This window comes from Desulfovibrio simplex, assembly GCF_055387835.1.
In genome coordinates this window covers 1,191,522-1,205,873 of sequence record NZ_AP042377.1, presented here as the reverse complement: position 1 = coordinate 1,205,873, position 14,352 = coordinate 1,191,522, and the positions used below count along the sequence as shown (strand labels likewise).

At 56.1% G+C, this 14,352-nt stretch carries 12 protein-coding genes; 4 read left to right on the top strand and 8 right to left on the bottom strand.

Going from position 1 to position 14,352, the window contains the following annotated elements; all coding sequences use genetic code 11:
- The 5 genes from ACZ5DH_RS04930 to ACZ5DH_RS04910 all read right to left on the bottom strand — a co-directional run bounded on the left by ACZ5DH_RS04930 (position 1) and on the right by ACZ5DH_RS04910 (position 2,918).
- Entirely contained in the window at positions 1-303 is a 303-nt protein-coding gene (locus ACZ5DH_RS04930) for an FtsB family cell division protein (RefSeq protein WP_179981633.1), read from the bottom strand.
- Positions 303-557 (bottom strand): hypothetical protein, encoded by a 255-nt coding sequence (locus tag ACZ5DH_RS04925; RefSeq protein ID WP_179981634.1) that lies wholly within the window; start codon positions 555-557, stop codon positions 303-305. The genes ACZ5DH_RS04930 and ACZ5DH_RS04925 overlap by 1 nt, the downstream gene beginning before the upstream one ends.
- Positions 554-1,114, bottom strand: coding sequence for a CDP-diacylglycerol--glycerol-3-phosphate 3-phosphatidyltransferase (gene pgsA / locus ACZ5DH_RS04920; protein WP_464256023.1), 561 nt, complete (start codon positions 1,112-1,114; stop codon positions 554-556). The genes ACZ5DH_RS04925 and pgsA overlap by 4 nt, the downstream gene beginning before the upstream one ends.
- A 243-nt stretch (positions 1,115-1,357) precedes the next feature.
- Positions 1,358-2,272 carry a P-loop NTPase gene (locus tag ACZ5DH_RS04915; RefSeq protein WP_464256022.1) on the bottom strand — a complete coding sequence of 305 codons (915 nt, stop codon included), beginning with the start codon at positions 2,270-2,272 and terminating at the stop codon, positions 1,358-1,360.
- Between the two features lie 34 nt (positions 2,273-2,306).
- Positions 2,307-2,918 carry a protein-L-isoaspartate(D-aspartate) O-methyltransferase gene (locus ACZ5DH_RS04910; protein ID WP_464256021.1) on the bottom strand — a complete coding sequence of 204 codons (612 nt, stop codon included), beginning with the start codon at positions 2,916-2,918 and terminating at the stop codon, positions 2,307-2,309.
- A gap of 226 nt (positions 2,919-3,144) precedes the next feature.
- Here ACZ5DH_RS04910 and ACZ5DH_RS04905 point away from each other — a divergent pair, with 226 nt between their 5' ends.
- Together ACZ5DH_RS04905 and ACZ5DH_RS04900 are read left to right on the top strand one after the other, a co-directional pair.
- Positions 3,145-4,470 carry a M23 family metallopeptidase gene (locus ACZ5DH_RS04905; protein WP_464256020.1) on the top strand — a complete coding sequence of 442 codons (1,326 nt, stop codon included), beginning with the start codon at positions 3,145-3,147 and terminating at the stop codon, positions 4,468-4,470.
- Between the two features lie 233 nt (positions 4,471-4,703).
- Positions 4,704-9,038, top strand: coding sequence for an acyl-CoA dehydratase activase (locus ACZ5DH_RS04900; RefSeq protein WP_464256019.1), 4,335 nt, complete (start codon positions 4,704-4,706; stop codon positions 9,036-9,038).
- A gap of 246 nt (positions 9,039-9,284) precedes the next feature.
- Here ACZ5DH_RS04900 and ACZ5DH_RS04895 read toward each other — a convergent pair whose 3' ends face one another.
- The 3 genes from ACZ5DH_RS04895 to ACZ5DH_RS04885 all read right to left on the bottom strand — a co-directional run bounded on the left by ACZ5DH_RS04895 (position 9,285) and on the right by ACZ5DH_RS04885 (position 10,557).
- Positions 9,285-9,578 (bottom strand): transcriptional regulator, encoded by a 294-nt coding sequence (locus tag ACZ5DH_RS04895; RefSeq protein WP_464256018.1) that lies wholly within the window; start codon positions 9,576-9,578, stop codon positions 9,285-9,287.
- Positions 9,579-9,689: 111 nt separating this feature from the next.
- Positions 9,690-10,199: a 2-amino-4-hydroxy-6-hydroxymethyldihydropteridine diphosphokinase gene (gene folK / locus ACZ5DH_RS04890; protein WP_464256017.1), complete on the bottom strand. Its 510-nt coding sequence runs from the start codon at positions 10,197-10,199 to the stop codon at positions 9,690-9,692.
- Positions 10,200-10,314: 115 nt separating this feature from the next.
- Positions 10,315-10,557 carry a hypothetical protein gene (locus ACZ5DH_RS04885; protein WP_464256016.1) on the bottom strand — a complete coding sequence of 81 codons (243 nt, stop codon included), beginning with the start codon at positions 10,555-10,557 and terminating at the stop codon, positions 10,315-10,317.
- Between the two features lie 63 nt (positions 10,558-10,620).
- Between ACZ5DH_RS04885 and xerD the strand changes: the two genes are divergently transcribed.
- The gene (gene xerD / locus ACZ5DH_RS04880) at positions 10,621-11,556 is read left to right on the top strand and encodes a site-specific tyrosine recombinase XerD (protein WP_464256015.1); all 936 of its coding nucleotides are present in this window, start codon (positions 10,621-10,623) and stop codon (positions 11,554-11,556) included.
- Entirely contained in the window at positions 11,553-14,249 is a 2,697-nt protein-coding gene (locus ACZ5DH_RS04875) for a CBS domain-containing protein (RefSeq protein WP_464256014.1), read from the top strand. The genes xerD and ACZ5DH_RS04875 overlap by 4 nt, the downstream gene beginning before the upstream one ends.
- The last annotated feature ends 103 nt before the right edge of the window (positions 14,250-14,352 follow it).

Sequence of the window (14,352 nt, the reverse complement as noted above, 5' to 3'; positions counted from 1 at the left end):
TTACGGCTCCCGATGGGGTTTGGCCGATGCGTCAAAGAGGTAAAGCACCTCATTGTCTCGCACATAGTGCAGGCGCTGCCGGATCACTTTTTCCACATATTGGTTGTCGGACTGCAGGAGGCGGATTTCACGGCTGAGGGCCATGTTTTCCTTATCCAGGTCAGCTATCTGTTTTTCCAGGTCGGCATACTGTTTTTTGAGTTCACGATATTCAAGCAGGCCCGTAGGACCCCATACCGTACGGCTGAAAAGCACGATGCTTATGAGACCAAGCACGACAAGGATAAAGGAACGCCAGAACATTACTGTAACAGCCGTTTATTTTGTGGCTTCCCTTTGCGGGAAAGCTTGAGTTCAGCCAAAAAGGTAGCCGTGGCGTTTTCAAGCCGTCGCACATCCTCTTCAGCCAGTTTCATCTGATCCACCTGTGCAAGGTAATCCTTTAGCGAATTGAGTTCCATATCAAAGTAGCGCCCCCAGACCCCGGCGCGCATGTCTGGTTCCAATTCCAGAATGGTCTGGATGCAGTTTTTGAGGCGTATCTGCAACGTACTCATACTTTGTCGGAATCCTTACGCGCCCGTGTGCGGCGGTAAAAATCATAGCAGTAATTGGAGCCTGAGATGAGGGCCAGCGCCAGCGCTGCATACAAGAGCCACTCACCAACAGGGCTGAGGTCCATCCCCCAGAGTGGATAATGCAGTATCAGCGGCACGATGGCAAAAATTTGCAGAATGGTTTTGGCCTTGCCGAACTTGTCGGCGGCAAGCACTATGCCTTCGTCAATGGCTATGGTGCGCAGGCCGGTGACCACCAGTTCACGGCACACCATAATGATGACAACCCAGGCCGGGGCCCAGCCAAGCTTAACGAACATGATGAGAACGGAACAGATAAGTACTTTATCTGCCAGGGGATCCAAAAACTTGCCCATGCTTGTGACCATGTTGGAACGGCGGGCAACATAGCCATCGGCCCAGTCTGTCAGCGAAGCAAAAATAAAGGCCAACGTAGCGAGTTTACAGGTAACCGGCCCCTCGAAATACAGCAGTAAAACTACCAGAGGGGTCATAAGAATACGTAATAGCGTAATTTTATTAGCTAGATTAAGCATGTAGTTCTTTTTGACGCTCCCCGAGATTTTTTGTCCAAATAACATAAAAGCAAACAGGAGAAAAGAAGAAAAAACTCCCCTGCCGGGGCACTTAAAGCCCGGCAGGGGAGTTTATCTTTTTTGCGCTGAAGGCTCAATGGCGGGGGCACACACATCGGGTTGCGAAAAAATCCCGCACGAAAACAGCCGCATGGTCTGCGCGTTACTTGGAGCCCTTGCGAGTTTCAGGCGGCAGCTCTGCGCCTATGCATGCGTGGAGGCCAGGGCTTCCAGGCTGGTGTCGCAGGCAGAAGCGATGGCGTCGGCCAACTGCAGAAACGCCGTCTTGGCCGGGCTGTCTGCTTCAAGATAAACAACAGGCACGCCGCGATCGGCCGCCACCACTGTCGTCGGATCCAGGGGCACAGCGCCCAGAAACTTCAGCGCATACCGCTTGGCAAGTTCTTCTCCGCCGCCCTTTTTGAAAATGTCTATTTCCTGATGGCAATGCGGGCAGATCAGGCCGCTCATGTTTTCCACTACGCCCAGTATGTTTGAATTGGTGTACTGAAGAAAATTGATGGCCTTGCGCACGTCGGCCAGTGAAATTTCCTGAGGCGTTGTCACCACCACGCACAGCGCATCGGGGATGGACTGCATGACGGTCATATGCTCGTCGCCAGTTCCTGGGGGCGAATCAATGAGCAGAAAGTCGAGGTCCCCCCACTTAACGTCCGAGATGAACTGGCGTATGGCGGCCGTTTTTTTGGGGCCGCGCCACAGGATTGCCTGATCCTTGTCCTGAAGCAGAGAGTCCATTGAAATGACGGCGAGATTTTCATTGTAGGCCGCAGGCACCATGAGTTCGCCAGCCGGGTCCATTTCTACCGTGTTGGTGAGGCCAAGAAGATTGGGTACGCTCGGGCCGTGCATGTCGACGTCAAGGATGCCGACCTTGAAACCGCGCCGGGCCAAAGCGGCTGCCGTATTGACGGTAACCGAGCTCTTGCCTACCCCGCCCTTGCCGCTCATGACAAAAATCTTGTGTCGGATGTGCCCTAGCCTGTCAGCTATAACCTTGTCCTGCAGAGCCATAGGATCATTGCACTTTCCATCGCCCCCCTTGCCCGTTGAACTTGGGCAGGAAGAAGACGAGGAACAGGAGGAACAGGAAGCCATGATATCTCCTTATTTTTGGCGGGCGCCTGTATGGCTACCAGCCATGGTCGCCTACCAGGTCCACAAAAATGGCGGGGCCCATATCTTCACTCAGCATGCGTCCCTGCTCTTTGCGCAGGCGCATGAGCCTCTGCGCGCGAGGACGCGGCCCCACAGGAATAAGCAAAATGCCGCCTTCATCAAGCTGATCCGTCAGGGGACGCGGCACCTCCGGTCCACCTGCCGTAACAATAATCCGGTCAAACGGCGCAGCCTCTGGCATCCCCAGGGTGCCGTCACGCCGCTGCATGTGAATGCCGCGCAACCCCAGCTGCCGCAAGAGGCTTGCAGTGCTTTGATACAGTTCGCGCAGTCGTTCCACCGTAAAAACCGTGCAGCCCATGGTTGCCAGTATGGCAGCCTGATAGCCGGAACCCGTGCCGATCTCCAGCACCCGCAGGCCTCTGCGTACTTCCAGAAGCTGGCTCATCAGGGCCACAACATAAGGCTGGGAGATGGTTTGTCCATAGCCTATGGGAAGAGGCGTATCTTCGTAAGCCTGTGCCCGCAGGGCTTCCTGCACAAAAAGATGTCGCGGGACGGCGCCCATGGCGGCCAGGACCTCCGCGTCGGTGATGCCTCTGGCTTCAAGTTGCTCGCGCACCATGCGCCTCCGCAGACGTTTGGGGTCCACTGGGGAGGCTGCCGCGCGCTCTGGCGCTCTTATGCCTGGATGTCTGCTGTTTTGCATACTGCGGAAGTGAAAACAGATTTTTACCCTCAAGTCAATGCACGCTACGGCGCCGCGAGACTTTATAAATGTTCCAGACTTTTCCTTGAAAATTGGCGGCCTTTATGCAAGGCTTTTCCTCGAGCTTAATGAGGAGCCTGCAATGCGAAAGAAAAGTATGTTTTCAACTGTGCTTGGAGTTCTGGTGTTGGTCGTTCTAGGAGTGGGCGGCTATACTTTTTTCAAGGACCTTGAAGGTCCCATTATTGAAGTTTCTCCCAACACAGGCAGAGTGTCCCCCGCCAGTGTGCTTAAGATCAACATGCAGGATGTTTCAGGAATCAGGTCTGTTACAGTTGGCGTGAAAAAAAATAACGTGCTTAACGTTATTTTTAACAAACATTTTGATCAATACCTGCCTGAACGTACTGTTGAAGTCTCCCTCAAGGACGCCAACCTTCGCGAAGGCGCCTTTGACCTTGAAATACGCGCCACAGACGGTTCGCTTGCCGGTTTTGGTCAGGGCAATACCCGTACGTTGCAGCTTCCCATGCGCCTTGACACACAGCCCCCGCGCATTTCGGTCAAAACACTGCCCCCCAATGTGCGCCGTGGAGGCGCTGCCGTTGTCCGCTACACCATTGATGAAGATGTGACCAGCAGCGGCGTCCTTGTGGCCGGCTATTTTGTGCCTGGCTACCTGCAAAAAGACGGCAGCTACATCTGCTTTTTTCCCTACCCGTACACGATGACGGCCAAAGATTTCAAAAACAGTGTGGAAATCACTGCCACCGACCTTGCGGGCAACGTGACCAAGAGCCGTTTGACAGTCATGGCCTTTGAACGGACTTTCAAAAGCGACAGCCTTGAACTGACCGACAATTTTTTGCTGACCGTGGAGGGCAAGTTGCGCCATCTGGCTCCCAATGCAGCCAACCCTCTTGAATGCTATCTGTATATCAATAATCAGGTGAGGGCCGCCAATGTTGAGGATTTGCGCAATATAAGCAAAGACACTGCCTCGGCCATGTTGTGGAGCGGCGTTTTTACACGTTTGCCCCGCTCTGCCCCGCGCGCGGGCTTTGCCGACCATCGCTTTTACAGTTATCAGGGCAAACAGGTTGGCGAGTCCTACCATCTTGGCTTTGACCTTGCGTCCATACGCAACGCCGAAGTTCCCGCCGCCAACAGCGGACGGGTAATTTTCAGCGGAGATCTTGGCATTTACGGCAATGTTGTTGTGGTTGATCATGGCCTGGGGCTTATGTCCCTCTATTCCCACCTTAATGATTCTGTGGTCAACGCCGGCGATGTGGTTCAAAAGGGGCAGCTTCTCGGCCATACCGGCACCACGGGCCTTGCGTTTGGTGACCACCTGCACTTTGGGATTATGGTGGGCGGCGTTGAGGTCACACCCCTGGAGTGGCTCGACCCGAAGTGGATACGCGACAATATCACCGACAGACTTGATGCCTCAATGGCGCAATAATAACCCGCCATCAGTGTTGCGCCGTGCCCATTTTTTCAGCAAAATAACGTTTGGAAAATGTGCGCGGCGCTTCTTTTTTTTGTAAACTGGGGCTTGTCTTTGCCGCCCCTTGCGGTATATCCTGAATCTATAGCTGGAAAATATTTCGCTTTTCCCTTAAGCAGGAATGATTATTAGATGAAAGGCGATCTTTTATCTCTCCCACAAACACACAGAAATGTGAGGACTTATTTGTGTCTCCACATCCTGCGGCATTTCTTGGTCTGGACATAGGCTCCACCACTGTCAAGCTGGCGCTCCTTGATACCGAGGGCATGGTTATTGAAACCATGTACCGTCGTCACGGAACCGCCGTTCGAGCCACGTTATCCGCTCTTTTGGATGAACTGGCACAAAAATATCCTCTTTTGCCGGTGCGCTGCGCCATCACCGGTTCGGGCGCGCTGGACCTTGGCCAAGCCCTGTCTTTGCCTTTTGAACAGGAACTGCTGGCCACGGCCCGCGCGGTATCGGCAGCGGCCCCGCAAACCAGTGTTGCTGTCGAGCTTGGCGGCGAAGACGCCAAACTGCTGTATCTTGGGCAGGATGTGGAACTGCGCATGAACGAATCCTGCGCGGGGGGAACCGGGGCCTTCATCGACCAGATGGCCCGCCTGCTCAGCACCGATGCGCAAGGGCTCAATGAACTGGCTGCTCGGCATACCACTCTCTACCCCATTGCGTCACGTTGCGGCGTGTTCGCCAAAACGGATATTGTTCCTCTGCTGAATGGCGGCGTGGCGCGGGAAGACATCGCGGCCTCCATATTTCAGGCCGTGGTTGAGCAGACCATTGGCGGCCTGGCTTGCGGTCGTCCCATTGAAGGCACAGTGGCATTTCTTGGTGGGCCATTACATTTTTTGCCAGAGCTGAAAAAACTTTTCATTGCGGCCCTGCAACTGGAAGATGACGAAATCGCCTGCCTGCCCCATGCCCAGTGTGCCGCCGCCCACGGTGCGGCTTTGTGCATGAAGGACCGGCAAGGTGAAACGCCGCTGGTCCGCCTGGACGAACTGGCCCGTCAGGCCCGCAATCTGGCTTGTGACGCGCTCCCCCCCCTGACAAAGGCGCTACCACGTTTTTTCCGTGACCCTGCCGAATATGAAACCTTCAGAAAACGACACTCCGACGACCGCCTCCCCCGGCGTGACCTGAGCACGGCGACCGGCCCCCTGTATCTGGGGCTTGACCTGGGGTCCACCACGGTCAAGGCCGCGCTCATCGATGCCCAGCAGCGCATGCTGGCATCGTGCTACGTGTCCAATGGGGGCAACCCGCTGCAGGTCCTTCTGCCGCCGCTTGCCGACATGCTTGAGCAGATTCCTCCACAGGCCTGGCTTGCAGGCACGGCCGCCACCGGCTACGGGGCGCAGCTTGCCGAGGCGGCGCTGAAGCTTGACTGCGTGACCGTGGAGACGCTTGCACACTTCAAAGCCGCACACCGTATTGTGCCTGAAGTGAGTTATGTCATAGACATCGGCGGTCAGGACATGAAGTGCCTCAAGGCCGAAAGCGGCGTTATCGCGGATGTGAGCCTTAACGAGGCCTGTTCCGCAGGTTGCGGGGCTTTTCTTGAAAGCTTCGCCCTGGGGCTTGGCATGAGTATGGAGGAATTTGTCGAGGCTGCCCTTTATGCCGAACACCCGGCAGACCTTGGCTCGCGCTGCACGGTGTTCATGAATTCAAAGGTCACGCAAGCCCAGAAAGAGGGCATGAAAGCGGCCGACATTGCTGCTGGCCTCTGCTATTCTGTTGTTCGCAACGCTTTGGACAAGGTGCTGCGCATCAAAAATACCGATGAACTGGGGCAGCATGTGGTCGTGCAGGGAGGCTCGTTTCTCAATGACGCATTGCTTTGCGCCATGGAGCGCACCCTGGGGCATAGCGTGCACCGTCCGGCTTCTTCGGGGCTTATGGGGGCATACGGGGCTGCCCTGACCGCGCTTGAGTCCTGCCCTGCCAATGAAGTACGCCATTCCCCCCTGACAGCCGAGGGCCTTCGCAGTTTTGAGATGCGCAGCCGCAGTTTCCGATGCCGCGACTGCGGGAACAACTGCCTGCTGACTGAAACACGCTTCTCGCACGGAACGCGTCATTTTTCGGGCAACCGCTGTGACAAGTTCGCCAACACCACTGGCAAAAAAATGGCCGCGGGACAGAATCTTTATGACTGGAAGCGCCAGCGGCTCTTCCGTTATGCCCCGCTGCCCCTTGAGCGCGCGCCACGGGGAGTTCTGGGCATACCGAGGGTGCTGACCGTATATTCGCACTATCCTTTCTGGTTCACCCTTTTCACCTGCCTCGGATTCAGGGTTGAGCTTTCACCGCCGACCAGTCGTGCGCTCTTTGCCCGGGGCCTGGCCTCCGTGCCTTCACAGAGCGTCTGCTATCCTGCCAAACTGGCTCATGGGCATGTGCTTTCGCTTGTGGAAAAAGGAATCTCGCGCATATTCATGCCCTGCATTCCCCGTGAATCCAAAGAATTTGAGGAAATGTGCGACGCTTTTTCCTGCCCGGTGGCCTGCGGCTATCCTCAGGTGGTACGCGAAAACCTGCCGGAACTGGTCAATGGCAAGGCCTTTATGTACACGCCTTTTGTGAACCTCAACCACACGGCATCCCTGGTGCGGAACCTTTGTCAGGAAATGGACCTGCCCCGTGGGGAAGTGCGCGCCGCCGTTCGCGCGGCCCGGCAGGAGCAGGAAAACTATTTGCATGAACTGCGGGATGAGGCCGAAAAGCTCTACGCCGCAACCCGCCGCCAAGGCGGAACGCTGGTGGTGCTGGCGGGGCGTCCCTATCATGCCGATCCTCAGGTGCACCATGGTTTGCCGGATTTTATCGCCTCGCTTGGCGCCACGGTTTTAAGTGAGGACGCCCTGCCACGCCACTGGCTACGCAGAATCCCCGTGCCGGGCCTGCGCGTCCGCAACCAGTGGACCTACCCTGCCAGGCTCTACCGGGCAGCGGCATGGGCCGCTCAAGGCGAGCACGGCAAATGCAGGGTTGAGCTTGTACAGCTTACTTCATTTGGCTGTGGCCTTGACGCCATTACATCCGATCAGATACGCGAGCAGTTGCACCAGCATGGCAAACTGTATACTCTTATCAAGATGGATGAGGGCAACGCGCTCGCTTCGGCCCGTATTCGCATCCGTTCATTACTGGCCGTAGCCGAAGGACGCGGCAAAGGCGCGCAGACGTTCATTCCGCCGCCCACTGCCCCCGTTTTTTCCAAAAAAGACGCCCGCTCCCACCTGATTCTTGTCCCGCAAATGGCTCCGCTGCATTTTCCCTTGATCACAGAGGGCATTGTGGGCAGTGGACACATGGTAAAATTGTTGCCAACGGTAACTTCTGAAGCCATCAGCATGGGGCAGGCCTATGTAAACAACGATGCCTGCTATCCGGCCATTGTGGCTATCGGCCAACTTCTGCACGCGCTGCGAAGCGGCGAGCATGATCCTCACCGTACAGCTCTGCTGCTTTCACAGACCTGCGGGCCATGCCGCGCCAGCAACTATCCGGCCTTATTGCGTAAAGCCTTGATTGAATGCGGTTTTGCATCGGTTCCGGTACTCACCATGAGTACATCCGGGGTTGACAGCCATCCGGGTTTTAACCCGGGCCGCGCCATGCTGCACAAAATGGTGCTGGGCATGCTGGCCGGAGACATGCTGCAACGCCTGTCTCTGCATACGCAGACCTATGAACGCCGTGCGGGAGACACGACCGAAAGGGTTGATCATTGGGTGCGCACATTGGCCCCCATTGTGCGGCATGGCGATGATCTGGCCTTCCGCCGCAGTATGGAGCGCCTTGTGCGCGACTTTGAGCAGATCGGCTGCGATGTGGACCATCGTCCACGCGTTGCCGTGGTCGGCGAAATTCTTTTGACCTATCATCCTGACGCCAATCGGCATATTGTGGATATCATCAGGCAGGAAGGGGGCGAACCCCTGCTGCCTGACATCACAAACTTCATGCTGTATTGCTTGAGGGATTCCATTTACGACTGGCAACGTCAGGGCGGCAGCGCCCTGGGCGCGCTGGGCAGCACTCTGGCAATCAAGAAAGTGGAAAATCTGCGCAAAAGCATGCGGGAGGCTCTGGTCTGTTCTTCCCTTGCGGACAGGGTGATGCCCGTGGCGCATCTGGACACGCTGGCCCGTATGGGTGAGAGCATGCTTTCCTTGGGCAACGCCGCTGGCGAAGGCTGGCTTTTGCCGGCAGAAATGCTGGAATTTCTCAACCATGGGGCAAAGGACATCCTGTGCCTTCAGCCTTTTGGTTGCCTCCCCAATCATGTGGTGGGCCGTGGGGCGTTCAAGACTGTGCGCCGTGCCGCCCCCCAGGCCAATATTATGGCCATTGACTATGATCCGGGCAGCAGCGAGGCCAATCAACTGAACCGCATTCGCCTGTTTATGGCCATTGCCAGAGACATGGCAAGCCAGCAGGGATTTTTACGCTTGGGCGATCTTCAGGACCAGTCAGATTTTGCCAAAAAGCTTTGCGGCGTAAGGTAGTTGACGGAACACAGCAAGATATAAGAAAGCACTGATCAAAGAGCCTCCTGGAAACGCGCAGTTGTTTCGTTTGGCAAGGCGCGATCTTTTTTTGAAGCAGGAGTGGACTCTTCCGTCCTCGACTGTTTCAAAAAAAGTGAAGCAACACCGCCAAACGGAATAAATCAGCGTTTCCATAAGAAAACGGGTGGGATATGGCCGTACTGGCGCATTCCCACCCGTTATAATTTTGCGTGTGCCGAGCGGCTATTCGCGCGGGGGCAGTTCGCGACCGCCTTCTTCCAGACGTTGCAAAAATTTGTCGCGGCATTCATAGCTGCAAAAATGGTGAACAATTTCACCATCACGCACAGAAATATTGCCTTCGGCAGAAACATAGGTCCCACATTCCGGGTCCTTGACCATTTCTCCGGCAGCTATCTTGCGTTCCATCTCAGCCGCGTTTTCTTCTTTGTTTTCTTTTTGCTTTTTCAGCACATCATTGGCGAAAAGACGATACAGGGCGTAGACCGCCAATATCAAAATAAGCCATTTCCACATCTGTCGTGCTCCTTAGGCTCATGCCGGGCATCGGGCCAAAAAATCTGGAGTGTACGGCTGGACAACCTGCCTGCAAGCCGAGCAAGACCCTATCACAGAGAGTTCTTCCCGTCACTGAGAAATTCTTTGGCCATCTTTTTCAAATTTCAGGCGCGAAAGCCAGTCCGCAGCAGAAACCCCGTCAATACGAATGCCGGGGGCAATGTCCAGCAGGGGGACCAGCGCAAAGGCGCGTTGGGTAAGCCTGGGGTGTGGCACAAGGCAGCGCGCATCATCGCTGCGCTGCCGGCCCCAAAGCAATAAATCCGCATCAATGGTTCTGGGACCAAAGCGAAGGGCAGGATCAGCGCTGCGTACGCGGCCAAGAACGGCCTCCATTTCCAACAAAGCCTCCACAAATGAGCAAGGCTGCCAGCAGGACGCAACAAAAAGTTCAACCACCTGGTTTAAAAACCACGATTGATCGGCAAAGCCTTGGGGTTCAGTAGTGTATATGGGCGATAACGCGCCAAGGCGCACATGGGGCAGATTGCTCAGGGCCTCGCGGGCAAGCTGAAGCATGCGTTCCGCGTCCGAGCTGTTGGAGCCCAGGCTCACGTATGCCTGAATTTCTTCACGCATGGTTGAAGCTGTCCTTTTTTCAGTGTGGAATTGAACACGTTCATGATGAAACTGTTGTGTTGGCTGCGTGAGCAGAAACCCGCCACAAAGGCGTAAACGCGATTTGGCCGCGCTGTTACGGGCCGAAGCGGGAGTGTCGATACCGGTGTAAATACATACCAATGCTGCTCTGTTCTGGAAGCGGAATGGGGCCAATGGCAATAATTTTTGCCAAGCTCCTTTTCGGCGTGAAATGCCCGAGGCTGCGGAGGGTGGCGCACGCCACAACCGGCGTGTGTACCCGTTGCAACTGGATATCCGCAAAAATGATCCACTTTGGTAGCACGCGCCGGTATGGATTAAAAGCGACTTTTGCCATGTATCCAGCCGCATCGGCTGTAAAAAACTTGCTCGCGGGGCCTAAGGCGGCTAGCATGCTCACATGACCGAATCCGCATCATCCGCCACCGCATCTCACTGCCCCCTGGCCGCCCTTCTGCCTTTATGGCAGGACCATCTGCTGGCCCAGCGCGGTCTGTCGCAGCAGACCGTTCTTTCCTACAGTCAGGACCTCGAGAATTTTTTTCTCTTTCGGCAGGAGCTCTCTGGCGGAGGCCCCATGGGAGCGCAACCCGACGAGCAGGAGGTCTTCCTTTACCTTGCATGGCTGCGCGCACGCCAGAATACAGGAAGAACCCTGGCGCGGCGTTTGTCCGCCCTGCGGGCTTTTTTCGATTTTGCCATGCAGGAAGGCGTCATCAAGGCCAATCCCGCGCAGTTGATGGATAACCCCAAGTTGCCGCAGCACCTGCCCGAAGTGCTGACCCGGGATGAGATGGAAAAAATGCTGTCGCAGCCCGACATGCGCGAAAGAGGCGGCCAACGCGACCGCTGCATGCTTGAGCTGCTCTATGCGGCAGGATTGCGCGTGTCCGAACTCTGTGATCTGTGCGTGCCGGATCTGGACCTTCAGCGTGGTCTGGTGCGTGTTTTCGGCAAGGGCGCCAAGGAACGGCTCGTACCCCTGCACGACTTCATGCAGCGCATGCTTGAAAATTATATCAGTCATTGGCGGCCGGCTTTTTCACCCACAGGCAACCAGCTTTTCGTCAACCGGTCCGGCCATGCGCTCACCCGTCAGTATATCTGGAAAATGGTAAAAAAATACGCGCTTGCAGCCGACATACGCCGCCCCATTTCGCCCCACACCTTCAGGCACTCCTTTGCGACGCATCTGCTTGAAGGCGGAGCTGACCTGAGAGCGGTGCAACTGCTGCTGGGGCATGCCGATATCAGCGCCACAGAAATTTATACCCATGTTCAGGCCGAGCGTCTGCGCGGCATTCACCGCCAATTCCATCCCCGGAGCCAGATGTGACAGCCGCCAAAGCAACCCTGATCACCTGCCATGCCAATGCGGATTTTGATGCTTTTGCCGCCATGCTTGCGGCCCGTCACCTTTACAATCCGCACGTTCTGCTTTTTCCCGGCAGTCAGGAACGCGGCCTGCAAAAACTCTACGCCAGCATCGATACAAGGGCGTACAGCTTTGCCGACAATAGCGATCTTGACTGGGAGTCCTTTGACCGTCTGGTAATTGTCGACACGCGCCAGCGCAGTCGGGTGAACCATGTGGCGCCCCTGCTGGAGCGTCCCGGCGTGGCTGTCGAGATGTGGGACCATCACCCCGATTCTGGAGATGACATAGCATTCGGCACAGTGCATCTGGCCCAGATTGGCTCTGTTACAAGCCTTATCGTGCAGCACCTGCGTGAGCGCGAGGTGCGGCTTGAAGCTGAGGATGCCACTCTGTTGGGATTGGGCATCTATGGCGATACAGGTTCATTCACCTATTCCTCCACCACCCCCGCGGACTTTGAGGCGGCAGCATGGCTGCTTGGTCAGGGCATGGATGTAAACCGCATTAATGATCTGGCCGCACACGAACTTACCAGCATGCATATCCAGGCCCTCAACAGCCTGCTCGAATCTGCCGAATCCTATACCATCAACCGCACACAGGTGGTACTGGCCGAAGCGGCAATGGAACACTACCTGGGCGACTTTGCCTATCTGGCGCACCGCCTGATCGAGATGGAGAAGTTTCCTGTTCTTTTTGCCATAGGTCTTATGGGGGACCGTATTCAGGTGGTGGCCCGCAGCCGCAGCGAAAAGATCAACGTCGGCGATATCTGCGCTGCGCTGGGTGGGGGCGGCCATGCCTACGCGGCCTCTGCCTCAATCCGGCACATGACCCTGCATGAAGTTCGAGACGCCATTTTACGCCAGCTGTACGAACAGGCCCACCCAGACAAGACGGCGCGCGAGTACATGTCCTCCCCTGCCGTGGGTGTTGAGTCCACGGCCACCATCCGCGAGGCGGATGAACTCATGCTGCATTTCGGGCTCAAGGCTGTACCTGTTTTTGTGCCGGGCACCAGAACCTGCAAAGGCCTGCTTGACGCCCAGACAGCCTCCCGTGCCAGCGCGCACGGCCTTGGGGGGGCTCTGGTTGAGGACTATATGCAGGGCTCCGTGCAGACATTGCCGCCTGAAGCCGTCCTCAAGGACCTCACGGCAATCATTGTCGGCGCGCGGCAGCGTCTTGTGCCCATAGTGGAGGCAGACCGCGTGATCGGCGTCGTAACCCGCACAGACCTTATAAATGTCTTTGCCCATGAGCAGGACAGCCTGCCGGTGCTCAAGCACTCCCCAAGCAAAGAACGGCACGTGGGCAAGCTCATACAGGACCGTCTGCCCTCTTCCGTCAAAGACCTTTTGCAACTGGCAGGAAAGCTTGGCAGAGACCTGGGCCTGCCTGTGTACGCAGTGGGTGGTTTTGTGCGGGATTTGCTGCTGAACCGGCCCAACCAGGATATTGATCTTGTGGTCGAGGGCAACGGCATCGCGCTTGCCAAAGCTCTGGCCGTGGAACTTGGCGGAAGAGTGCGCGAACACCAGGAATTTTTAACCTCCGTGGTCATTTTCAAGGATGAAAAAGGGCTGGAATCTCGCATAGACGTGGCCACAGCCCGGCTGGAATACTACGAATACCCCGCCGCGCTGCCTACGGTGGAGCTTTCGTCCATAAAAATGGATCTTTTTCGGCGTGATTTTTCCATCAATGCCCTGGCGGTGCGTCTGGACAGCACGCCGTTCGGGCAGTTGATAGATTTTTTCGGTGGTCAGCGCGATATCAAGGAACGCGTCATTCGGGTGCTGCATACCCTGAGCTTTGTTGAAGACCCCACACGCTGCCTGCGGGCCGTGCGCTTTGAACAGCGCTACGATTTCCGCATCGGCGCGGGAGCGGAAAGGCTCATTAAAAACGCTCTGGGCCTCAAGCTTATGGACAAGCTCGCGGGGCCGCGCCTTTTCAGTGAATTCAGGCATATCTGCGATGAGGACAATCCGCTGGCCTGTCTTGTGCGGCTTGACCAACTGGGCATTTTGCCCGCCATCGCGCCGCAACTCGCGCTTACACCAACCCGCAAGGCCCTGTTGCAGGAACTTCAGGATATGCTCTCCTGGTATCACCTGCTGTATTTTGAAAAAAAACCGCAAGCCTGGCTGGTATATTTTCTGGGCCTCAGCCACGGCCTGCCCTATGCGGAAACATCCGTTCTGTACCGTCGCCTGGGGCTGCCGGAAAACAAAAGGGCTGAAATCCTGAACCAGCGGGAGCAAATGCGCACAGTACGAGGCCGTCTTGAGGCCTGGCAAAGACGGCAAGAGGGGCAGGCTCCCAAAATCAGCGCGCTGTGTGAGGTTCTGTCTCCCCTGTCGCTGGAGTCGCTGCTCTACCTCATGGCAGAAACAGAGAATGAATACCTGCAAAAAAGCCTGTCGCGCTATATCACCCAGTGGCAGCATGAAAAAGCCGACATCACGGGTGGTGACCTCAAAGCTCTGGGTCTGCCCCCCGGCCCCCAGTACAGCCATATTTTGCGTACTGCGCTGAAAGCCAAGCTGGATGGCGAAACGCAGGGCCGCAAAGCGCAGCTTGGACTTGCGCGCGAGCTTATGCGACAGGAACAGGAGCGAAAAGCCAGGCACCCGTCAAAGGGTTGATCTGAAGGAATGTTGAGTTTTTTACTTGTCATTGGCGGCTCTTCCCATTTTTTTTATTGCAGGCAAGCAAGGATTGTTTCCTTAACTTTTTAAAATTTCTGAT